Origin of the sequence: Pseudoalteromonas sp. NGC95 (genome assembly GCF_015864705.1) — a bacterium.
Lineage (GTDB): Bacteria > Pseudomonadota > Gammaproteobacteria > Enterobacterales > Alteromonadaceae > Pseudoalteromonas > Pseudoalteromonas arctica.
Genome location: NZ_JADYWR010000001.1, coordinates 252623 through 275453 on the forward strand (window position 1 = coordinate 252623; position 22831 = coordinate 275453).

Genomic DNA, 22831 nt, shown 5'->3' on the forward strand with positions numbered 1-22831 from the left:
ATCAGTTATAAATATTAAAAGCTGCGCTTCTCACTTGAGCAAGCTCGTTTACAATATATATTAAAGCGTTACCAATTTTGCATTTCGACTATGCGTGATTGTGTGCGTGCATATTCAAAGCTCAACTTTTTACCTTTATACAAATGTTCAATGTCGGTTTGCGCATTTATTACCAGCAACTTATGGCAATCGTAAAACTCATCTACTAAGGCAATAAAGCGCCGTGCTTCGTCGTCAAAGGCATGCTCATCAAGTGTTTGTTTTTCGCGTTGGTAGCTATCTTCTATACCGTGAACAATAACTTTACCCGTTGCTTTAACACCCATTTGCGGCACGTTCGATACATATAACACATCAAATTGCGTTGCTAAAAACATATAGTCGTTAGCACTACGTGGGCCTGAACATAGCGCCATAAAATCAATCATCAAGGCGTTATCGGCTCTTAATAAATAAGGTAAATCGCGGCCATGCACAGTAATTGTATTGCTGCATGTTACAGCCGGATACGAAGCTAAAAACTCATTTTCAAAATCGTGATTAGATAAATTAATAAAATAGTGACGACTGTTTTTACCATATCTAAAACGGTGATCGTCCTCCCCTGCCACATTAATTATATGGCAATGGTTATTAATTAAATCGATAGTAGGTAAAAATCGCGCCCGTTGCAGGCCGTTGTAATAAAGCTGCTCTGGCTTTGCGTTCGATGTGGCCACCAGCACAACACCTTGTTCAAATAACGCATTGAACAATCTGGCCATAATCATGGCATCACCAATGTCGCTCACAAAAAACTCGTCAAAACACAATACACGAATATTTTTAGCCCACTGTTTTGCAATTAGAATGAGTGGATTTTTTTGACCTTGTAGCTGCGAAAGTTGGGCATGCACTTGTGCTATAAAATGATGAAAATGCAGCCGCTGCTTTTGCTCAATAGGTAGGTTTTTATAAAATAAATCCATTAACATGGATTTACCACGCCCTACGCGTCCGTATAAATAAACACCTTTTATTAAAGTCGCTTTTTGCCACCATGATGTGTGAGCTTGAAGTTGCTCGCTTAGCGTATTTAAAGCTTCCACTGCATTTTGCTGCGCAGCATCAAAACACAGTTCACCTGTGTCTATTTTTGCTTGGTAAAGGCTTAAAATTTGTGTGCTGTGCACTGTCATGGTATTTCACTATCGGCTATAATCGCGCCCATTGTAGCCGACTAAAAATGTGAACCAAAATGAAATTCCCTTGCCGCTTAGATAAATTTATTAGCCACTTAGCTGAAATACCGCGTACCCAAGCTCGCGCTAGTATTAAGCGAAAAGAAGTAAGCGTTAATGGCGAAGTAATCACATCACATAATTTTCAGCTAGCCCAGCAAGATGAAGTACTGTACCAAGATACACCTTTGGTATTTTTAGGTAAGCGCTATTACATGCTAAATAAACCTGTTGGCTATGTATGTGCTAACAGTGACGAGCTACATAAAACCGTTTTTGACTTACTTGATGAGCCAAATATGAGTGACTTTCATGTGGCAGGTCGTCTTGATATAGATACGACAGGGTTAGTTATTATTACTAATGATGGTGATTGGTCACATAAAATTACGGCACCTAAAAGCAATAAATTTAAAACCTACCTAGTAGAAACTCAAGAGCCGATTACCGATGAAGCCCTTGAGCAATTACGCACAGGTGTCATGCTGCATAACGAAAAAGATTTAACCCGCCCAGCTATTGCCGAACGACTTGCTAATTACGGCCTACGTTTATCAATAAGTGAAGGTAAGTATCATCAAGTTAAGCGTATGCTTTACGCGGTAGATAACAAAGTAGTTGAGCTGCATCGCGAGCAAATTGCGGAAATTACCCTAGATGAAAACTTGGCTAGTGGTGAATATCGATTATTAACAGCGCAAGAAATTAAGCTATAAAAGTGCTTTAAAGGAGCTAAGGCTTGGATTATTAGTTAAAACAATATAGCCAAACTTTTACTTGAGCCTGTTGGCCTGCTCTACTAAAATAGCGACCTTCAAAATTACTAAGGTCGGCCGTGTTAGTTAATTACAATCCCCCTATGAGTCCGTATTTAACGATACTTTTTCAGGATGACGACTTACTGATAGTTAATAAACCAAGTGAGTTATTAACTGTCCCAGGTAAAGATCCTAAACATGCCGACAGCTTAATTAATCGTGTTAATCGTGTTTTTCCAACAGCAAGAATAGTGCACCGCTTAGATATGGCGACTTCCGGCATACTGTGCCTTGCCATGAATAAAGCAGCACACAGACATTTAAGTATGCAGTTTCAAGAGCGCGAAACAGCTAAACGTTACATAGCACGTGTATACGGACAACTTGAAGCTGAAACAGGATCAGTAGATTTACCCCTTATTTGTGATTGGCCTAATCGCCCAAAACAAATGGTTGATCACGACAGAGGTAAACCTTCGCTTACGCATTTCAAAATACTTGAGCGTGAAGAAAATGCAACCCGTGTAGAGCTAACTCCCATCACTGGTCGCTCGCATCAACTACGTGTGCATATGTTAAGCCTTGGTCATCCTATTTTAGGTGATAGACTTTACGCCCACAAAGAGGCACTTGCTGCCGCTCCTCGCTTACAATTACATGCACAAATGCTGCAATTAAAGCACCCCGTAACTGAGCAAGTACTTACTTTTGAAGCCGAATTAGAGTTTTAACAGGTTCAAATTCACTAGCTAATTCGCTCTATCTATTAAACTTTTAGATAACCTTGCCGATACCTAACTAATTGTCATTAGTTAGGTGCGTTATGCTATTTCCACGGTTTTTAAAAAGGGCTTTTTATATACAGCTCAGCTGTGCCCTACTTTTAGCTAACCCCATCAGCGCGGCTGAACATATTGCCCCACCTAATCTATCAAGCATTGAAAATAGCGACATTGAGCGACTACTTCCAAGCGATGAAATAAAGCCTATATTGGCGGGTGAAACAGAATTTTTAAGCCTTTACAGCGAGTATATGAGTAGTAATTTTAGAGGTATAGTAATACTTATACCCGACTGGCATTCTTCACCTACCAATAATTCAGGTATGAGCTACTTGCGTAAAGAGCTTAATAATTTAGGTTACAGCACCTACGCAATGACAGTACCCGACATTGATTGGCAAGCAAGTAAAATGGCCGAAGCAATGCCCAGCGAAACCGAAGCTGCTCCTAGTAAAGCCGAGGAACTTGCATCACCCGACACAGCAACAAACGCCCAATCGCAGCCTGCAAAAATAAAAGAAGAACCTCATTACGTTAATGCAATTGAAAAAGTAACTGACGACATACTTGATAACTATAAAATAAATCTCATTTCTCGATTTAATGCGCTGTATCAAACCGCTATGGAAGATTCGAGTAATATAGTGGTTATAGCACAAGGCACGAGTGCAGGTGTGTTATTGGAGTACTATGCAGATTTTCCGGACGAGAGAGTTGAGGCATTTATCAGTTTAAGTAGTTACTTACCTAATACCAAGCGTAACGAAAGCTTGAGCCAAACAGCATCACTTGTTACACCCGCCTTACTTGATATTTACTATGCAAATGACAGCACAGACATTTTAATGAGCCTTAAAAATCGTCAGCGCTGGGTTGACCGAAATGCAAAATTTGATTACCGCCAACGCCAGTTGTTTGGCTTGCGCGATCAACCCGATCAACACGCACGCCTAACAAAAGAAATAGACGGCTTTTTACGCCGACTTTTTTAAATACTCATAAGCAGCTTGAATATCTTGGCTCTTTTTAACAGCCAATTCCATCATGTGCTTTGGTAAACCTTGCGATACTAATTTATCTGGATGATGTTGCGACATAAGTTTACGGTACGCTACTTTTATATCACGCTGCGTTGCATCGCTACTTAAGCCTAATAACGCCAATGCTTGCGCACGGTTCATATTATTATTTGGCGGTACATGGTGGCCAGAACCTTCACGGTAACTACTACTTTGACCTTGGTTTTGTTGCTGCTGATTAAAGCGCTGTTGTTGCTTTCTAAAGTTAAACTCTGCTTGGTAGCGCTTTAATACAAATGCAAAGTGTGTTTTAGAAATGCCTAGCTGTTTACTTACTTCTGCTAATAATTGCTTTTCTTGTTCGGCTAGCACTCCATCAGAAAACGCCATTTGAATTTGTATTTCTAAAAATAACTGTATTAGATCGTTTCGTTTAGCAAAGCGTTCTTTAAAATCGTGTACTGTTTCTTTAAGTGAAAAGTCGCTCTCTTTACCTGACTGAAATGCATGTTGTGCTTCGCGGCGTTCTTCGCCCTTTAAGCCCATTTCATCCATAAACAAGTTAGCCGCTTTTATATGTACTTCGCTGACTCGGCCGTTCGACTTGGCAATGTGCCCCATGACAGCAAAGCAGCTTGAAAAGAATAAAGCTTGGCGCTCGTGAACATCGTCACCACTAAATAAGCTAGAAAAGCCGCCTGCTTTATCAAAGTTATTTTTTAAGCTTTTATCAAATAAATGACCTAGGTATAAACCTAAAATGGCACCAAATATTTTGCCAAACATAAAGCCAAAACAAAAACCGAGAATTTTTCCCCACATCTATAATACTGCCTTCTTAAAAATTGAGTTGTTACGCCTCAAGGCGCGTGTTTAATTGGTTTAAACGCTCTGGTGTACCAATGTCATCCCACTGCCCTATATAGAGCTCAGTAGAGACTAAATGTTCATTTAGCTTTTCACGTAAAATAGGCCCTAAAGGGCGAATACCTTGCGTTAATCCTTTAAAAAAATCAGCCTGATAGCGGCCAATCCCCGAAAATGTATATTTTTGACTCTCGGCCGATAAATGGCTCAATGCAAAGTCGCCATCTGGATTGTGTGGCGGGTTTTCTATAAGCACTATGTGCGCCTCACCGGGTTGTAAATGAAGTTGCATTAGCGCACTTACATCATAATCTGTGAATACGTCGCCATTTACTACAATGAACGAGTCACCCAACAGCGGTAACGCTTCAATAATACCGCCGGCCGTTTCAAGGCCACCTTCAACTTCTTGGCTATAAAGTATATTTACGCCAAATTGACTGCCATCTTTAAAATAGTCTTTTATTTTATCACCCTGCCACGCAAGGTTTATTACAATATCGGTAATGCCGGCCGCTTTAAGGTTATTTATATGGTGCTCAATAAGTGGTTTTTGTGCCACTTTTAACATTGGCTTTGGCATATTTTGCGTAAGCGGCATCATACGCTGTCCGCGCCCTGCAGCTAAAATCATCGCTTTCATGAGCGCTCCTTTGCCAACTTTTCAGTCACTTTTGGCACTATGGTATTTTTTGTCCACTCACTCAATGCTTTAAGCTCTGGGTAATTTGCCGCTACTTCAATAATGTAATCAAGAGTCGGTAGAATATTATCTAAATAACCTGTTTTACCATCGCGTAAATACAATCGACAAAATATACCCGCAGCTTTTAAGTGGCGCTGTAATCCAGTTAAATCAAACCAATATTTAAACTCATCAAATGAAGTATTAGCCAGTAAATTTTGAGCCGTAAATTCCTGATAAGCAAAATCAAGCAAGCTTGTTAACTCTTTTTGAGGCAGTTTAAAGTAGCAATCGCGTAGTAGCGAGACTAAATCGTAGCAAAGCGGCCCGCGTACAGCATCTTGATAATCTATAATTGCCCACTGGCCGTTACTGTTCATAATATTACGGCTATGGTAATCGCGATGAACGGTAACAGTTGGCTGCTCAAGCATGGCCTTTATTAATAGCTCTGAACTTGTTTGCCACATTACTTTTTGCTCTGCGTTTAGTGGCTCATTAATAAAGTCATTCACTAACCACTGGCTAAATATATCAAGCTCTAGTGTTATAAAATCTTCGTTGTACGCTTGCATAGCAGAAGCTGCCGGCGTTTTAGCCCATTGAGCGCTTAAACTAATTAATGCTTGATAGTGCTCGGTGCGGTTTGCATCATCAAGCATGTCAGCTAGGTGCGTACTCCCTAAATCACTAAGAACAAAAAAGCCTTGTTTCTCATCACTTGCAATAATAGTAGGAAGTAAAAAACCTTGCTCAACAAACACCTGATTTAGTGAAATGTAAGGTTCGTTATTTACTTTTTTTGGATCTGAGTCCATCACTATTAAATGCTTATTATCGTGATTTAAACGGTAATAACGGCGAAAGCTAGCATCACCTGTGATCGCGTTTAAAGTATGCGACTTGGCATTAAGGTGTATGTTTATAAATTGTTGTAAATTCTCAAAGCGTGTCATTTTATAAGATATCTATTTTTCACTAAGTTAATTAGGTCAATTACTGTAATTGCCATTATTTTCCTTTATTATGTGTATATTATATTAAACACACAGTATTAAGGTCGATAAATGAGCAAAACCTGGGGCATATTGATGCTAAGCGTAGTTAGCGCACCATCGCTTGCCGAAACTGAACTGGCACACAACCTTTGTGGCATTTCAATGCAAACCAGAGCTTGGCAACCACTTGAAGGCCTTAACCTTGGTGAAGTTGATATTCAAGCTGATGATGTTGAGCTACTTGGCACTCAAAGCGCTGAATTTACCGGCAATGTTGATATTAACACCCTTAAGATGAGTTTGTCCGCACAAACTGCGTTGATAGACAAACAGCGTGGTTTATTAAATGCAACGGGGCCAATTACTTATCAAGATTACGTAAGTAAAGTAAACAGCACCGGATTAAATGCCGATTTAAATAATTCAGAAGTCAGTTTGTTAGGCGCCGACTACAGCCTAACCGAACAACAAGGTAAAGGCGGCGCTGAAAAGCTTACTGTTAATCAGTCTGGCCTATTACTCATGAATGCAAGCTTTACTACTTGCCCAAGTGACACCCCAGTATGGGAAATTGAAGCTGACGAAATAAACCTTTCACGCGAAGAAGGTTGGGGCGAAACATATAACGCCGTATTACGTATTCTCGATACACCGGTTTTATATTTACCTTATTTTACATTCCCGCTGGATGAACGCCGTAAATCGGGTTTACTTACCCCGACTATTTCAAGCTCTGATAAATACGGCCTTGAAACAATTACGCCGTACTATTTAAATATTGCACCTAATTTTGATGCCACTATTACGCCTCGTTATATGTCTAACAAAGGGCTACAACTACAAACCGAATTTAGATACCTAACAGAGCAACATGAAGGCTTAGTAGGGATTGAATATTTAGATAGTGATGATTCAGAGCCAGACTTGAATGAACGCTACATGTTTCATTGGCAACAGCAAAGCTACCTAGGTGAAAACTGGCGCGCAAACGTTGATGTAACCAATGTAAGCGATGATAACTACATCACCGATTTAAGCTCAAATTACGCAAGTAAAACCGATACACAGCTGTATCGTACTGGTTCACTTACTCATTTAGGTGAAACATGGCGCACCGATATTAAAGTACAAAACTTTGAAGTACTGGGCGATCACTTAGAGTCATACACTGCTATACCGCAAGTTAATTTTACGCAAACTGCCCCTTGGCGTTTTGATAATTTTGACTTTAGTGTGTCTGGGGAGATTAGCCATTTTACTAATGATTCATCAGAAGTGGCCATAGACAGCGCAACTCGTGTACACGTAGAGCCAAAAGCCCGCTACAACTACGCAACTCATGCGTGGTCATTTTTATCTGAAGTGAGCTTATTACAAACTAATTATAAGCAAAGCGGAAACTTAACAGGCACGCAATACAGCGATACCATATCGCGTACTATTCCTAAAGTACGTTTGTATTCTCAGCTTAATTTTGAGCGCGACGCATCTTACTTTTTTGAAGATGCTATACAAACACTAGAGCCGCAAATTCAATATTTATATACACCTAATAAAGACCAGTCAGACATTGGCTTGTTTGATACAACCAAGCTACAAGACGATTATTATGGTTTATTTAGAGACGTGCGCTTTTCAGGTGTTGACCGCATAGCAGCAGCGAATCAGTTTACTTTAGGTGCTACAACGCGCCTATTTGATAAAAAACAGGAAGAAGTATTTAATTTTAGTGCCGGCCAAATATTTTATTTAAGTGACGATGCCAAGCCAACAGAGCAAGGCTTGAACTCAGACACTAATTATAATGCACTATTTGCAGCTCAAACCATGTTACATTGGCACCGCCGTTGGTACCTCGCTGGAGGTATTCAATACGATACAGATGGCAAGCAAATGGTACAGTCAAATGTAACACTTGATTATAAAGGTGATAATAATCAGCTAGTACAATTGAACCATCGCTATGCAAATGATGTCTCAGGAAATACAATCGAGCAAGCAGGTGTATTTACAAGTATTCCTATTAGCGACGAATGGCAATTTATTGCAAGCTATCATCGAGATCTTGAAAACAACAGAAGTATCGAAGTATTGAGCGGATTACAGTATGAATCATGCTGTTGGGCTATCCAAATTACTGGGCACCGCCAAATTGAAACAGATTTAAATCAATCAATAGGCCAAGAACAAGCAACTTTTGATTCAGGTATTAGTTTGAATTTTGTATTAAAAGGACTTGGCAGTAAAAGCCGTTATGATGCACAAAAATTATTACAACAAGGTATTTTTGGCTATCGTAGACCGTATTTTCTTAGTAACTAGTATCACAACAGTACTATCAGCAAGAGTAGTAAAAAGAATATGAATTTAAAAAAATTATTAACATCAGCAGTTTTAAGTGCCAGCCTTTGTCAAAGTGCAATGGCCGCACCAGTAGAAATAGATAAAGTTATTGGCGTTGTAAACCAAGGCGTAATTTTAAAAAGCGAAGTAGACACCATTATTAATCGTGTTAAAAAGCAAGCCGAAGAACAAAACCAGCAATTACCAAAAGATGAAACTCTTCGTGTACAAGCCGTTGAGCGTTTAGTAAATCAAGCCCTTATGATACAAATGGCTGACCGTATGGGGTTACAAATCTCAGACAGCCAACTCGATCAAACCCTTGCTAGCATGGCACAAGAGCAAGGTGGCACAATTGCAGATTTACGCCGTACTATTGAAGATTCGGGCGAAAGCTTTCAAGCTTACCGTGAAGAAATTCGTAAAGAAATTACAACGCAACAAGTAACACGTGCAAGTGTCGATCGCCGTATTTATATTAGCGAACAAGAAGTTGATAACCTTTTAAAAATTATGGAAACCCAAGGTCAAAGTGCTGAAGAGTACGACATTGGTCATATTTTAATAGATATCCCTAACGATGCGAATGCAGACGAAATTGCTGGCGCAAAAACACGCGCAGATAAAGTTATTGAGCTATTAAACGATGGCCAAGAATTTAAACGTATTGCTATTTCATCATCAAGCGGCTCTAAAGCACTTGAAGGTGGACAGCTTGGTTACATGGGCATTAACGAAATGCCATCGCTTTTTGCTGAAGCAGTAAAAGGCCAAAAGAAAGGCGCTATTGTTGGCCCTCTTCGCTCTGGTGCTGGTTTTCATATCATTAAAGTACAAGATGTTCGTGGTCTACAAGTTGTAGAAACAACAGAAGTACGCTCACGCCATATACTAATTAAACCTTCGATTATTTTAAGCGAAGAAAAAGCACGCTCTATGCTTGCTGGCTTTGCAAAAGACTTACGCGCAGGAACGGCCGACTTTGGAAAGTTAGCTAAAGAATACTCAGAAGATCCAGGCTCTGCACTTAAAGGTGGCGAGTACGATTGGACTGATCCAACAACTTACGTACCTGCGTTTAAAGATACACTTCTTTCTCTTAAGCAAGACGAAATAAGCGAACCGTTTAGAACACAGTTTGGTTGGCATATTGTTCAGTTACTTGGTAAACGTGTAGCTGATAAAACTGAGCTAGCTAAACGTAACCGTGCTCACGGTATGTTGTTTAACCGTAAATTTAAGGAAGAAAGTTTTAACTGGCAGCAAGAAATGCGCGAGCAAGCTCACGTTGAAATTTTCCCTATAGACCAATAAATATGACCCTAAGAATAGCTATTACACCGGGTGAACCAGCCGGTATTGGCCCAGATTTGCTACTCACGCTTGCTCAGCAAGCGTGGGATGCTCAACTTGTAGCAATTGCCGATGGTAAGCTATTAAAAGAGCGTGCAAAACATTTAGGCCTAACAATAAACTTAATTGAATTTGATGATAATGCACCCGCTATCGCAGCACCTGCTGGCAGCCTGTATATTCACCAAGTTGATTTAGGTACTGATGTAGAACTTGGCGTACTAAACGACGGTAACGGTCAATACGTGTTAGATACCTTGCGTATAGCAAGTGAAAAAAACATGGACGGCACGTTCGATGCCGTTGTTACCGGTCCGGTTCACAAAGGCATAATTAACAAAGCAGGCATTTCATTTAGCGGGCACACTGAGTATTTTGCGCAGCAATCAAATACTGCTGATGTAGTTATGATGCTTGCAACAGAGGGCTTACGCGTTGCACTTGTAACCACGCATATTCCACTAGCGTATGTATCGCGTGCAATTACACCTGAGCGTTTAACTAAAGTAGCGGGTATTTTAAATCACGACTTACAAACTAAGTTTGGTATAGAAAAACCACGTATTTTAGTGTGTGGCTTAAATCCGCATGCCGGTGAAGATGGTCATTTAGGTCGTGAAGAAATAGAAACAATCACGCCAACGCTTGAGATACTTAGAAGCGAAGGTATGAATTTAATTGGCCCACTACCGGCCGATACCTTATTTCAAGATAAATACCTATCTGAAGCAGATGCAGTGCTTGCTATGTATCACGATCAGGGATTACCTGTGCTAAAATACAAGGGATTTGGTAAATCAGTAAATATTACCCTTGGCTTACCATTTATCCGCACATCAGTTGACCACGGTACTGCACTCGATTTAGCAGGGACTGGTACAGCTGACGTTGGCAGTTTTGAATTAGCGATCCGCGAAGCAATTAAGCTCGCCCAAGAAAAAGCACAAAATCAATGACCGATAAAGTACATTTAGGACACCGCGCTCGTAAGCGTTTTGGGCAAAACTTTTTATTTGATGAATCTATTATCGATAAAATAGTCTCTGCGATCGATCCTAAACCAGAAGACAACCTAGTAGAAATTGGCCCCGGCCTTGGCGCAATTACTGAGCCAGTAGCCGAATTAAGCGGCCATTTAACGGTTGTTGAATTAGATAAAGATTTAGCGCAACGATTAATTGAACACCCATTTTTGGGTCCTAAATTAACCGTTAACCAAGGCGATGCAATGACGTTTGACTTTGCAAGCTTGGTTCGCGATGACAAAAAATTAAAAGTGTTTGGTAACTTACCTTACAACATTTCGACACCGTTATTGTTTCATCTTTTTGAATTTTCAGATCATATTGAGCACATGCACTTTATGCTTCAAAAAGAAGTAGTAAAACGCATGGTAGCAGGCCCAGGTAGTAAAACATTTGGCCGCTTAAGCGTAATGACTCAATACTACTGTAATGCAATGCCGGTTGTTGAAGTACCACCTGAGTGCTTTAAACCAGCGCCAAAAGTTGACTCTGCTGTTATACGTTTAATACCTAAGAAGCCAGAGCAACGTACAGCAAAAAGCGTTAAAATATTAAACACAGTGTGTTTAGAAGCCTTTAATCAACGCCGTAAAACACTGCGTAACAGTTTAGGTAATTTACTAACTGCTGAAGAGCTTACTAGCATTGGCATTGATATAACGCTGCGTGCTGAGCGCTTATCTTTACAACAATTTATTGATATAGCTAACTGGATTTATGACAACAAGCAGTAATATTGGATCGCCTGTAAAGGTATCTGTAGAAACATTTTACGTAGAAGGTCAATCTCAACCTGAGCTTGAAAAATACGTATTTGCTTACTCGGTAACAATTAAAAACCATAGTTTATGTAGTGCAAAATTACTAAGCCGTTATTGGTTAATTACCGATGCAAATGGCAAAGAAGTAGTAGTAGAAGGTGAAGGCGTTGTTGGCGAAATGCCAGACATTGGCCCAGGCGAAAGCTACAAATACACCAGCGGTGCAATTTTAGATACACCTGTAGGCACAATGCAAGGCCATTACACGTTACGCAACGAGTTTGGCTCTGAGTTTCAGGCGCCTATTAATGTGTTTCGTTTGGCTTGTCCTAACATTTTGCATTAAGCACTTAAATGGCAGATTATGCGATAGGTGATTTACAAGGGTGTTTTAGTGAATTTAATACCCTTTTGCAACGAGTTGATTTTAACCCAAGCAAAGATCACCTTTATTTAGTTGGCGACATAGTTGCCCGCGGGCCAGACTCCCTAGCCTGCTTAGACTACATTTATCAACATCAAAATAGCATGACCATCACTTTAGGCAATCACGACCTTCACATGGTTGCCTGCTACTTCCTTAACAAACCTACCAATCCAAAAGATAAACTAAACCCAATATTTGAAAGCCCAAAATTAGCGCGTTACATCGCCTTTTTACAAACCCAACCATTGGCCTTAGAGCTTATAAAACATAACTGCTTTATATCTCATGCCGGATTAAACCCCGATTGGTCTATTGAAGATGCGCTAAAACAAGCACAATTTGCACAAAGCTGTTATCAATCAAACAATGCTAAAGCGTTTTTTGAACACATGTATCAGCCTCACCCTATTGAGTGGTCAAGCAATCTTGATGACTTTGCAAAATTTAGATACATAGTTAACTATTTTACCCGTATGCGCTTTTTAACAAGTGATAACACACTCGAGCTTAATGAAAAGGGTGCAATAACCGATAGCCAAACACTAACCCCTTGGTTTAACCATCCGAATATAGCTAAAACTAAACACGATATTATTTTTGGCCACTGGGCAGCACTTGAAGGTAAAACAGGTAATCCACGAGTTCACGCCTTAGATACAGGCTGTGTGTGGGGTAACACCATGACCCTAATGGAGCTAAGTACTAAAAAAGTAATTGTAGAAAAATCCCACCTTTCGTCTAAATAAACTGAAAAAAAACAATACATCTGTTAGATTTATCAATTAATAGTTAAAATTAGTTAAAGTAATTGATTTTAATTACTTAACTTATTGGTACAAACGCCGATAAGTCTTAATTGAAGTACTTTTGAGTGGAAATCTTATGAACCTGACAGTAAGCCAGCGTATTTGGGGTGGTTTTATATTTATCACACTATTATTATTAATAATTGGTGGTAATTCCTTAATAAAAATTGCAAATATTGACCGTTCCACTCAAAAAGTGAATCAACTATCACTTCCAGCACTCAATAAAAGCTCAGAACTACAAGCCGAATTTATTTTAATGAGTAAAGCCGCTCAAGCGAGCTTTTACACTACATCAGCCAATGAACTTGCACCAATAAAAGCACATGTTCTTGAGCAAAAACAGTTATTCAATACCCTTCATCGTGAACTTCAAGACGTAGTAAAAGACGATGTTGCACTTAATCAAAGCAGCCAAAATGTAGAAAAAACCTATTTGAGCTTTTTAAGTACTGTTGAAAATTTATTAGAAGATAAAAGCAAACAACTCGCATTAAACAAAACATTAAAAGCACAATTAGAAAATATAGAGCTAAGTGCAGAAGATGCTAACTCTGTTGTACTCGATATTATCGACATTGACGGGTTTGAACAAAACCACCCTCGTGCTTATCAAGCTGCAAACAATTTAGAAAACAACTTTATGTCGGTAGTTAATAATAGTACTGACATGCTCACTGTTAAAACCCTTAATACACTCGATATAGTGAAAAATGAGCAAACTTATTACCTTGAAGAGGTTACACGTACCGTTGATTTAATTAAGCCAGCAATAGAGCAAACTCATAGCGACTTATATTCAAGTCTAAAAGAGTATGTTGATATTTTAGAAAGCAATATCAAGGGGAGTAATGGCTTAGCTGCAAACAAAAAGCGTTTAATTGATTCGATTACCCTAACAGAATCAGAGCTTGCCCAATCAGAGCAAGCCACTAAAATGGCACTTAACCAAATTGATGAGTTAGTTAATCAAGCAAGTGACGTTGCGTTCAAATTACAGCAAGGCGTGCGCAGCGACGTAGACTCTGCAAATTTATGGACGTGGGTTGGTATGATTATAGCCACCCTTTTAGCTGTAGCTATTGCTATTATTACTGTTAGTCGTATTACTAAACCACTTGCTGAAGTTAACCGAATTTTAGATATTGTTGCCAGTGGTGACATGACACAACGCTTAGACGACAGCGCTAAAGACGAATTTGGCGAACTATCTAAAAGTTGTAACACCTTAATTGATAACTTACGCAGCCTAATTAAAGGCATTATTTCACGCTCAACTCAGCTAGCTGCAGCATCAGAGCAAACATCTGCCATTACCGCAGAATCAAGCCAAGCAATTCGTAACCAGCAAGCACAAGTTGAACAAGCAGCCACTGCAACGACCGAAATGAGCAGTACATCACAAACGGTTAGCAACAGCGCTCAACAAGCACTTAACGAAATTAAAAATGCTGATAAAGAAGCTGAGCGTGTTAAAGGTATTTCGAATAACAATAAAGCCACGATTGAACAGTTAGCACGTGAAGTAGACGACGCCTCACAAGTAATCAATAAACTACATCAAGATAGCGCATCAATAGGCAGCATTTTAGATGTAATACGCGGCATAGCTGACCAAACCAACCTACTTGCACTAAATGCCGCAATTGAAGCTGCACGCGCTGGTGAATATGGTCGAGGCTTTGCTGTTGTAGCAGACGAAGTACGCTCTCTAGCGAGTAAAACTCAAGAGTCGACCCAAGAGATACAATCAATGATTGAATCGCTTCAAACAGGTGCAGAAGCTGCAGTAACTGCTATGAGTAAAGGTAAGCAACGTGCGGTATCGTGTGTTGAGCAAACCGACCTAGCAAGTAGCGCACTTGATTCAATTACATTTGCGGTTTCGCAAGCTCACGATGTAAGTGAAGAGATTTCGACCGCAGCACTTGAGCAACAACAAGTAGCGCAAGAAATTAGCGAACGTCTTGAGTCGATTGTAGCCATCGCAGAGCAAACAGCCGAAGGCGCAAACCAAACTAATATCTCAAGCTCAGAAGTAGCAAAACTTGCCGAAGAGCTTCGCTTGTCGGTAGACGAATTTAAAGTTTAGGTTTAATAGAATACAAAAAACCCTATGATACGGTGTATCATAGGGTTTTATTTATATATTAGAAATAACAATTACTAGCGTACAAAGTAAAACGGCTTTAGTGACTGAGAAGCAACTTATCTAAAGCATAAACTTCCCATAATCATTTTTAATCTTAATTAAAAAAGCCTCTAACAGCTTTCTCTTTTATTCGACTAATCACTACCAAACAAATCACGTGTATACACTTTATCAGCAATATCACTCAGCTCTTCAACCATACGGTTTGATACAACAACGTCAGATATTTCTTTGAACTCGTTGAGATCTTTAATTACGCGTGAATGATAAAACTCACTTTCTTCAAGTACAGGTTCGTAAACCACAACCTCAATACCTTTCGCTTTAATACGCTTCATAATACCTTGAATCGCTGATGCCCTAAAGTTATCAGATCCAGTTTTCATCACTAAACGGTACACACCAACCACTTTTGGATTGCGCTTAATTATTGAATTTGCAATAAAATCTTTACGTGTCGTATTTGCATCAACTATCGCACCAATAATATTATTGGGTACATTTGCATAGTTTGCGAGTAATTGCTTAGTATCTTTAGGTAAACAGTAGCCTCCATAGCCAAACGATGGATTATTGTAATGATTGCCTATGCGTGGATCTAAACTAACACCTTGTATAACTTGCTTGCTGTTTAAGCCATGTGATTCTGCGTAACTATCTAACTCGTTGAAGTAGGCGACTCGCATTGCAAGGTAAGTATTAGAGAACAACTTAATAGCTTCCGCTTCAGTTGAATCGGTAAATAATACTTCAATATCTTTTTTGATAGCACCTTGCTTGAGTAAGTTAGCAAATATAGCTGCTCGCTCACTTTGCTCACCAACGACAATTCGCGACGGATATAAGTTATCGTGGAGTGCTTTACCTTCACGTAAAAACTCTGGTGAAAAAATTAAATTATCTATGCCTAGCTGCTCTTTAATGCTTTGTGTAAAACCAACTGGAATAGTTGATTTAATTATCATTACGGCCATTGGGCTATGCGAGATAGCATCTTTAATAACAGCTTCTACAGAGTCTGTATTAAAGTAGTTATTTTCTACATCATAATCAGTAGGTGTTGCAATAATTATAAAATCAGCATTTTTATAAGCAGCTATTTTATCCGTTGTTGCAGTGAAATTTAAATCACTGCGTGTTAAAAATTCACTTATTTCGGTATCAACAATCGGGGACTGTTTATTATTTAAAAGCGCAATTTTATGCTCGTCAATATCAAGCGCTACAACTTCATTATTTTGTGCAAGCAACATTGCATTAGAAAGACCAACATATCCGGTGCCGACAATAGTGATTTTCATATCATTCCTTTTAAAACTCGGTACTTATCTGGCTAATTTTAACAGAGCCTCACGCGAAAGCGAAGACGTGCAAATGATTTATTATAGAGTGTCGTAACACGATTTATGGATTGTATAGTGCAACAAAGTGAGGAGATTAAGCCTTAAAAGTGGAATTATATATGAGTAAAGAAGCGTAAAATTAATGCAAAAAAAAAGCCGCATAAAATGCGGCTTTCATCAGGGTATTAACCCGATATTACTAACAAATTAGTTCCCACCAGTAGCGCCAGTAGCGCCAGTCGTAGTATCACAAGTTAATGCTTCAGTTTGTGGCTCATCAGTGCCATCAGCAGTGATAGTGTACGTTTTAGTACCAATAGCCGCTAAAGTACCTTGGAATTTAACTGATACTTCGTAGCTTGCACCTTCGATTAAATCGGTAAGTGCATAACTTCCGTCAGCGCCTTTAGCTACTCGCTTAGCTTTACCTGTACGACCATATTTAACTAGAGCACCAGAACCTGGAGTTGTTAAAGCTGTATCATTGCTACACTGAGCGGTTAAAGCTAACGCTTCAGAAACATAGCTAATATCTGCTGGTGCAGTAAGAGCAACGTTCACATCGCCACATAAAGCAACTTCGCCAGTTGATGCAAACCATGAGTTACCATCACTATCTTTTACAGCTACACTTGCACTTGCATCGTCAGCAAGGCCATAAGCAGCAACTTTAGCTGCTGAAATTGTGTAGTTTTCTTTAACAGTTAAACCACCAAAGCTGAAATCTGAAGAGCTAGCAGATAATTTCAAACCTGCAGCTGGGATAGCATCGCCAGTAAATAAGAAACGCACTGGTGAAGCACATACAGCTGATTCAGTTGTTGCAGCAAAGAATGTTAAATGGTCAGTCATGAAGCTAGCATTGTAGTAACTGCTATCTGCAGATAAATCACCGATTGTTACGTCTTGAGTCTCTGACGTCCAAACACCCGTTTCTTCGTTTTGTGAAGAAAGGCTAAGCGTCTCACCTGTAGCAAAACCTTTATCTGCAGGTACTGCCATGTTTACTGTGATTGGGCTTGAGAACTTCTTAATCGAAGTACCTGTCTCATCAGACATGTTAACACTTGCTACTGCAACTGCTTTTTTAACAACTGTAGTACTGCCAGCATTTAAGCCTTCAGGTGTAATTAAAGCGCCTGCAGTTCCACTTGTATCAGCAGCTGTAAGTGCAATTTTAACAGTACTACCAGTAATTACATTACCATCAGCATCTTGAAAAGTAGTACCCGCTGGTACATTAACTGATGCAGCTGCTTTACCTTGTGCTACTGCAGCTGTAACTACTTCAGCTGAGCTACCACCAGATACTGTAACGTCTGTAGATTCAGCGGCAACGCCATCAGCAGTTAACGATGTTAAGCCTAGTTGCACTTCAACTGAATCATCACCTAAATCGCTAAGGTCAATAATAAACGTTTTTGTTGCATAACCGTCAGCCACTACAACTGCAGTTACTTGAGTAATACTAGCACCATCTTTAAGCTGGAAAGTAAAGCTACCATCTTCAGAGTCAATAGAAGATGTAACGTTACCATCAACATCTACTACATTAGTAGATGCAGTACCACTTTCAAAAAATGATACTTTAGCTGCAACAACGTCAAATGAAGTGCCATCTACAACGTTACCAGCCACAACACCCGAAAGCTCGATAGGCGCTTCTGGTGCAACAACTACAGCAACTGGTTCTTCAACCGGCGGTACTGGATCGTTGTTATCATTGTCGCTACAACCACTTAATACAAGTGCTGACGCAACTGATAAAGCTAGTAGAGTTTTTTTGTTAGTAAACATAGGGAGTCCTTTTTTTCCATTTCAATAAACATTTTAAGTAGATAACACATACCTACTAGATAAAGTGTAACAGCTCAATTATAACGCACAAACACAAGGTTAAATTATAACCAACACATGTGCATTTAAACAATACATTATTAATATATTATTAAAGTTTTACATAAATTTCATTGCAGTAAAATATAAGTAAAATAGCAGTGTTACGCTTATGAAAATCTTAATTTCAAATATAAGGAGCAACGCTACAATCCAGTACTTTATGCTTTGATTAAACACCTTTAATAAAGCTATACCAAAAAATTGGTTTTAGTTAACGGTAATATAACATTAATTCGGAAACTTAGTTAGCACATAATATGCACACCAAGAATAAATATAAGTCAAAAATGAATTTATGCTACATAACTCTCTAAAAATATAAAAAAGAAAGTAGCGACGCTATACGCTTATCATTTAACGATGAAGTTTTAACTTGAAACTTCATCGTTCAACCACACTAAAAAGCAACGCGTGAACACTCTTTGAAAACTGCTCAATAGGAGCCGGTTAAAAAATCAAATCAGCCTTTCATTATTCTAAAGCCCTGCAACTACCTATCTTTATTGCTGAAACAATTACTATTAAAAAGATTAAGATTTTGTCTAGACGCGGATAAGTCGTTTATTTTTGCCTAAACACTAAAAAGAGTAGCTACTCCCCCTTAAACTCTTAATTTTCCTGCGTTGCGCGCATGATCGTTAATATTTACGTGTAGTTTGAAGCTAAAAAATTGTATCAAAATAACTTCCAATTGTTTTTTAAGCGACCCATCCTCAAACAATATCTGTGATCACCTTGATTACACGCTCATTTATTCTGTATTTAATAAGGGTTTATTGGCTATTTTCACATTTAAAGAGATAGCTTCTTATCTATTATTATCAATGTAATAACATTAACCTAACATTTTAAAAATAAATGCCTGCTGAATAAAACTTAATGTTAAATAATATGAACATTATAAAAAAGGCATATCATATAATATGCCTTAAAATCAAAAGGTTGAACGGTGAACTTTATTTATATTCTAAATAAACTTCTTTAAGTCTCGATAAGTTACCATAAACATAATCACTAGACATACGGCCTTGGTTTAAAAAGGTTTTATCTAAACTTACAGCACTACTAGGTGTATAACCTTGGTTGAAAACCAATCTATTATGTGACTCACCTATTTGTGTACTGATTGAGTGACGCCAAGCCTGTGTGCCCTTAATTTGTCCATAAGAACTTACATTCATATCTTTACGTGGTGTTAAAGGAATACTGATCGCGACACCCGCTTTACGGGTAGCAGTATCTTCTGCGAATATTGATATATAACTGTCGCCAAACCAAAAACGACTTTCAACTTTTACACCTGTATCTTTACTCCAGAACTCCCCAGCTGTTGCATGCAATGTTATATCTTGCTCAACCCAGTTATATTGATAAGAAAGCGTTTTATAGTCACGATTACCATTATAATTTTGATATTCAAAGTAGCCTAAATTGGCTGTTACTTTATGACGTCCAGCCTCACTTAACCAAGCTGTTTCATTCGTGATAGCAGTGTAGTCATACGTTTCTTTAAAATAACCAATTTGTGTTTGGTTATAAAAACCAAATGGTAATTCGAATGTTTGATAAAACAACGCACGATCAAACCCTGTTGGCTCACGTAAACGTCTAAATGACCCATCCTTTTCGAAATCATCACTATTCGCTACATGTACTTGACCACCTACTAGCACACCAGCACCTTGCCATAGTGGCACTTCAACATCAGCACGTATTGCAAGCGAAAAGTCGTATACACCAAGCTCACTCGCATAGCTATTTGTTAAGGCAGGTCCAAAAGTAACGCGCGGTTTAAAGTAGGGACTATTAGCACGAGTTAAACCTACCCAAGTAAGTGCTTTAGGCATAGGTTGAGGGGATTTAGTAATATTTAAATCAGGCGTGGTATTACCGTTGATAAACTCACGATAGTTACTCACTAAACCTGTGACACTCATAAGCGGCATATCGTACTTAGAAAGCACAACATTAAACTGTGCATTACTTGGAGTAACATACTCAGCGATTCGCCCGAGTACTAAGCCAAGCGCATCAATGTCATTACGATTAAATATCGAGTTTTCGAACTTAACAACTATTTGATTTTGCTTGTTATAGCCTACAAGTAAATTTTCAAAACCATCATTAGCTAATTCAGCTTTGAGTGCAGCCACTTGAACATTAATACGCTTTGAAGTGTCACTTTTAGTAGATGAATGACTACTCGCATTACTCTTTTGAGACGTTCCTGTATAGCTAACGTTTTGCTCTGAAGCACTTGTATAAGACGCCCGTTGCTCACCATCATCCATTGTTGAGCGATTTATAGTCAGCTCTGGTGGCACGTTAGCATTTACAGTATTGCTCTTTATATAATCGGCAGGAGCCGCTTTAGTTAAGTTTTGATCAACACTACTCGTAAAAGGTAGACTAAAGTTAATACCCCAGTATGTGCCTTCTTCATCAAAATCACTATTACTGTAGAAACGACTTGTTAATGTAAGCGTACCTACATCGTATAACCACTCTTTAGGCACGGTAATACGCGCGGCTGCATTTTCAGCCTCACCATCATGTTCTGCTTGCAAAGTGAACCAATCAAATAATTGCCACTCAATACCCGCAAAAGCCCCATCCATCTCACCAGTTAGGCGATCACTTTTAGCCATGCCCGCGCTAAATCTAAAATCGCCGACTTCTTTAGAGGCAACCACATAGTACGTTTCATAATTGTTAGCAGCACCACCAATATCTTTACCGCCGACTGCTACGCTAAACCAATTTTTTGGAATGTATGGCAGTTGATACTTAGCATTAAATGATAAATCTCGTGTTTGGCCATTGCCTTCCGTATAAAAAAGATTGTCATGCATCGTGCTAGAGGCAATTTGTCCGCTCGCCTCAAAATTTTGAAATATACCCGCTGATAAAATAAAATTATGGCCATCAACGTATTTTTGACCAATTAGATCAAGCTGGTTATTATGGCCCATATCGACCATACCTTTACGTAGTACCTCGGCGGTAGGTATGTTGATCAACCCAGTATAACCAGTAAACGACTGAAAGTTATTTAGTTCATCGGCTGCAAAGGCTGGTAAACAAAGTGTTGCCAAACTACCTACAAATAAAGGTTTAATCCGGTGCATAATACAGGTCCATTTATTAAAATTTAAACATTTAAGAATTAACGCTAATATAACATACCCATAACTCAAAGCTGTAAATTTACGCTATCATTGTATGGGTTTAATTTCTAACTAAGTATCAAACGTCGACAGTGAGCGGCTCTTCGACATCGTTTCACTCTGATCACCGCGGTTTCTGGGCTGTATTTGAAAGTTCCACTTAACCATGCATCCACTTACACATGGTTCGACACGCTTCCAATATTGCTCTCAATAAGAGACACGTAGATCAACAAAAAAATAAGCCTAAATACTATTATAGAGTGAGCAATTTCATCACGAATAATCAATCATGTTTAGCGCCAATAGTGCTAAACTCATAACCACGTGAGCGCGTCTTGCCAATTAACCATCAATTGTGCACATTCTCTAAATTCGAGTATACTTAATCACAACCATAATTTAGGAGTGGGTTTATGAACGTAATACAAATTGCGACGCTCTGCGTTTTAATTATATCAGCAATCGTTCTCGTCAACGGGTTATACATTTTATACAGAGCCCCGATCAAAGCACAGAATTAACTGAGTAACATTGAAGTCAGTGCGCTATTTCATACCATTGTCCTGATTGTTCGGCACCGGGTGTAAAGTAGCATACAGCTTTACTGATAAAGTCTTCACCTTGGTGTTATTGTGTTCGCGCTGCTGTAAAATGTCATTCTCTTTGGGTATTTAAGCCTATCTATTGGTAAGTTTACGCGCTGGTTTTAGCGCGAAAAAATTCCTTTATATAAAAGCCATATAGCAAGCGATGAGAGATAGTCTTAGGCGCTCTAGATGCTCGTCACGAAATAACACGCAGCTTTCTCATACCTCAAAATAAAAGTGTACTTTTTACCTTATCGTCTTTCCCTATACATATCATTTAGCTTTCTTTCTTCAATAACCCAGCCGTAAAAAAAATGAGATTTATTGTTGTGTAAAGTCACTTTTAAGTACGTAATTCCGATGTTTTTTTTAAGTTCTATACTTTGGATATCATCTTTGTGTATATATTTTTTCATTCCAGCACGAGAATGAAGTATACCTAATCTAGAAATATCTAACGTCCCTGATTTAAGTAGATATATAAAACACAAAATAATGACTGGGGTAATTTTAAATGCTAGCGAAAAACTTTCAATTTTTAATATAAAAAACGATATTACAGAGATTATTGAAAGTACAAAAGTATGTATCTTATAGTTTTTTTTAGTTTCTATAGAAGCCATGAAGGTATTCTTT

General features: G+C 38.8%; 18 protein-coding genes. 10 read left to right on the forward strand and 8 right to left on the reverse strand.

All coding sequences use genetic code 11. The features are described from left to right. Positions 1–68: 68 nt before the first annotated feature. Complete coding sequence (gene zapE, locus I6E70_RS01235; protein ID WP_197187846.1) at positions 69–1178, reverse strand: cell division protein ZapE; 1110 nt, start codon at positions 1176–1178, stop codon at positions 69–71. A gap of 59 nt (positions 1179–1237) precedes the next feature. Here zapE and rsuA point away from each other — a divergent pair, with 59 nt between their 5' ends. The 3 genes from rsuA (at position 1238) to I6E70_RS01250 (ending at position 3752) form a co-directional block, all read left to right on the forward strand. Beyond that, the gene (rsuA, locus tag I6E70_RS01240; protein WP_197187847.1) at positions 1238–1936 is read left to right on the forward strand and encodes a 16S rRNA pseudouridine(516) synthase RsuA; all 699 of its coding nucleotides are present in this window, start codon (positions 1238–1240) and stop codon (positions 1934–1936) included. A gap of 119 nt (positions 1937–2055) precedes the next feature. Then, positions 2056–2709: a bifunctional tRNA pseudouridine(32) synthase/23S rRNA pseudouridine(746) synthase RluA gene (gene rluA / locus I6E70_RS01245; RefSeq protein ID WP_024589793.1), complete on the forward strand. Its 654-nt coding sequence runs from the start codon at positions 2056–2058 to the stop codon at positions 2707–2709. Positions 2710–2801: 92 nt separating this feature from the next. After that, positions 2802–3752: a DUF3530 family protein gene (locus I6E70_RS01250; protein WP_197187848.1), complete on the forward strand. Its 951-nt coding sequence runs from the start codon at positions 2802–2804 to the stop codon at positions 3750–3752. Here I6E70_RS01250 and djlA read toward each other — a convergent pair. From djlA to I6E70_RS01265, 3 genes are read right to left on the reverse strand one after another with little or no spacing between them, the layout of a single operon-like run. Next, the gene (gene djlA, locus I6E70_RS01255) at positions 3735–4601 is read right to left on the reverse strand and encodes a co-chaperone DjlA (RefSeq protein WP_007585079.1); all 867 of its coding nucleotides are present in this window, start codon (positions 4599–4601) and stop codon (positions 3735–3737) included. The two genes, I6E70_RS01250 and djlA, sit on opposite strands and share 18 nt — an antisense overlap. A 31-nt stretch (positions 4602–4632) precedes the next feature. Continuing rightward, complete coding sequence (gene murU, locus I6E70_RS01260) at positions 4633–5289, reverse strand: N-acetylmuramate alpha-1-phosphate uridylyltransferase MurU (protein ID WP_197187849.1); 657 nt, start codon at positions 5287–5289, stop codon at positions 4633–4635. Beyond that, the gene (locus I6E70_RS01265) at positions 5286–6287 is read right to left on the reverse strand and encodes an aminoglycoside phosphotransferase family protein (protein ID WP_197187850.1); all 1002 of its coding nucleotides are present in this window, start codon (positions 6285–6287) and stop codon (positions 5286–5288) included. Before I6E70_RS01265 ends, murU begins: the two co-directional genes overlap by 4 nt. A gap of 111 nt (positions 6288–6398) precedes the next feature. Between I6E70_RS01265 and lptD the strand changes: the two genes are divergently transcribed. The 7 genes from lptD to I6E70_RS01300 all read left to right on the forward strand — a co-directional run bounded on the left by lptD (position 6399) and on the right by I6E70_RS01300 (position 15136). Further along, the gene (gene lptD / locus I6E70_RS01270) at positions 6399–8651 is read left to right on the forward strand and encodes an LPS assembly protein LptD (RefSeq protein WP_197187851.1); all 2253 of its coding nucleotides are present in this window, start codon (positions 6399–6401) and stop codon (positions 8649–8651) included. A gap of 39 nt (positions 8652–8690) precedes the next feature. Next, a complete protein-coding gene (gene surA / locus I6E70_RS01275) occupies positions 8691–9986 on the forward strand; it encodes a peptidylprolyl isomerase SurA (protein ID WP_121953657.1) in 1296 nt (431 codons plus the stop codon). Positions 9987–9988: 2 nt separating this feature from the next. Further along, complete coding sequence (gene pdxA / locus I6E70_RS01280; RefSeq protein WP_197187852.1) at positions 9989–10981, forward strand: 4-hydroxythreonine-4-phosphate dehydrogenase PdxA; 993 nt, start codon at positions 9989–9991, stop codon at positions 10979–10981. Next, on the forward strand, positions 10978–11784 hold the full coding sequence (gene rsmA / locus I6E70_RS01285; protein ID WP_007585090.1) for a 16S rRNA (adenine(1518)-N(6)/adenine(1519)-N(6))-dimethyltransferase RsmA: 807 nt from the start codon (positions 10978–10980) through the stop codon (positions 11782–11784). The genes pdxA and rsmA overlap by 4 nt, the downstream gene beginning before the upstream one ends. After that, positions 11768–12157: a Co2+/Mg2+ efflux protein ApaG gene (gene apaG / locus I6E70_RS01290; protein WP_007585091.1), complete on the forward strand. Its 390-nt coding sequence runs from the start codon at positions 11768–11770 to the stop codon at positions 12155–12157. The genes rsmA and apaG overlap by 17 nt, the downstream gene beginning before the upstream one ends. A gap of 8 nt (positions 12158–12165) precedes the next feature. After that, positions 12166–12984 (forward strand): symmetrical bis(5'-nucleosyl)-tetraphosphatase, encoded by an 819-nt coding sequence (locus I6E70_RS01295; RefSeq protein ID WP_197187853.1) that lies wholly within the window; start codon positions 12166–12168, stop codon positions 12982–12984. Between the two features lie 136 nt (positions 12985–13120). Then, the gene (locus tag I6E70_RS01300; protein WP_121953655.1) at positions 13121–15136 is read left to right on the forward strand and encodes a methyl-accepting chemotaxis protein; all 2016 of its coding nucleotides are present in this window, start codon (positions 13121–13123) and stop codon (positions 15134–15136) included. Positions 15137–15330: 194 nt separating this feature from the next. Here the strand turns inward: I6E70_RS01300 and I6E70_RS01305 are convergent, their stop codons facing one another. The 4 genes from I6E70_RS01305 to I6E70_RS01320 all read right to left on the reverse strand — a co-directional run bounded on the left by I6E70_RS01305 (position 15331) and on the right by I6E70_RS01320 (position 22818). After that, on the reverse strand, positions 15331–16497 hold the full coding sequence (locus I6E70_RS01305) for a nucleotide sugar dehydrogenase (protein ID WP_121953654.1): 1167 nt from the start codon (positions 16495–16497) through the stop codon (positions 15331–15333). 249 nt (positions 16498–16746) lie between these two features. Beyond that, positions 16747–18336: a hypothetical protein gene (locus I6E70_RS01310; RefSeq protein WP_197173135.1), complete on the reverse strand. Its 1590-nt coding sequence runs from the start codon at positions 18334–18336 to the stop codon at positions 16747–16749. 1058 nt (positions 18337–19394) lie between these two features. After that, entirely contained in the window at positions 19395–21566 is a 2172-nt protein-coding gene (locus tag I6E70_RS01315; RefSeq protein ID WP_197187854.1) for a YjbH domain-containing protein, read from the reverse strand. An 880-nt stretch (positions 21567–22446) separates the two neighbouring features. Then, complete coding sequence (locus tag I6E70_RS01320; protein WP_197187855.1) at positions 22447–22818, reverse strand: hypothetical protein; 372 nt, start codon at positions 22816–22818, stop codon at positions 22447–22449. Positions 22819–22831: the final 13 nt, after the last annotated feature.

Bases quoted from the DNA above. Each gene is read 5' to 3' on its own strand.
- I6E70_RS01250 (WP_197187848.1), top strand. From the start codon at position 2,802: ATGCTATTTCCACGGTTTTTAAAAAGGGCTTTTTATATACAGCTCAGC.
- I6E70_RS01300 (WP_121953655.1), top strand. From the start codon at position 13,121: ATGAACCTGACAGTAAGCCAGCGTATTTGGGGTGGTTTTATATTTATC.
- zapE (WP_197187846.1), bottom strand. From the start codon at position 1,178: ATGACAGTGCACAGCACACAAATTTTAAGCCTTTACCAAGCAAAAATA.
- rsuA (WP_197187847.1), top strand. From the start codon at position 1,238: ATGAAATTCCCTTGCCGCTTAGATAAATTTATTAGCCACTTAGCTGAA.
- pdxA (WP_197187852.1), top strand. From the start codon at position 9,989: ATGACCCTAAGAATAGCTATTACACCGGGTGAACCAGCCGGTATTGGC.
- murU (WP_197187849.1), bottom strand. From the start codon at position 5,289: ATGAAAGCGATGATTTTAGCTGCAGGGCGCGGACAGCGTATGATGCCG.
- djlA (WP_007585079.1), bottom strand. From the start codon at position 4,601: ATGTGGGGAAAAATTCTCGGTTTTTGTTTTGGCTTTATGTTTGGCAAA.
- lptD (WP_197187851.1), top strand. From the start codon at position 6,399: ATGAGCAAAACCTGGGGCATATTGATGCTAAGCGTAGTTAGCGCACCA.
- I6E70_RS01315 (WP_197187854.1), bottom strand. From the start codon at position 21,566: ATGCACCGGATTAAACCTTTATTTGTAGGTAGTTTGGCAACACTTTGT.
- I6E70_RS01320 (WP_197187855.1), bottom strand. From the start codon at position 22,818: ATGGCTTCTATAGAAACTAAAAAAAACTATAAGATACATACTTTTGTA.
- I6E70_RS01295 (WP_197187853.1), top strand. From the start codon at position 12,166: ATGGCAGATTATGCGATAGGTGATTTACAAGGGTGTTTTAGTGAATTT.
- surA (WP_121953657.1), top strand. From the start codon at position 8,691: ATGAATTTAAAAAAATTATTAACATCAGCAGTTTTAAGTGCCAGCCTT.
- rsmA (WP_007585090.1), top strand. From the start codon at position 10,978: ATGACCGATAAAGTACATTTAGGACACCGCGCTCGTAAGCGTTTTGGG.
- I6E70_RS01305 (WP_121953654.1), bottom strand. From the start codon at position 16,497: ATGAAAATCACTATTGTCGGCACCGGATATGTTGGTCTTTCTAATGCA.
- apaG (WP_007585091.1), top strand. From the start codon at position 11,768: ATGACAACAAGCAGTAATATTGGATCGCCTGTAAAGGTATCTGTAGAA.
- I6E70_RS01265 (WP_197187850.1), bottom strand. From the start codon at position 6,287: ATGACACGCTTTGAGAATTTACAACAATTTATAAACATACACCTTAAT.
- I6E70_RS01310 (WP_197173135.1), bottom strand. From the start codon at position 18,336: ATGTTTACTAACAAAAAAACTCTACTAGCTTTATCAGTTGCGTCAGCA.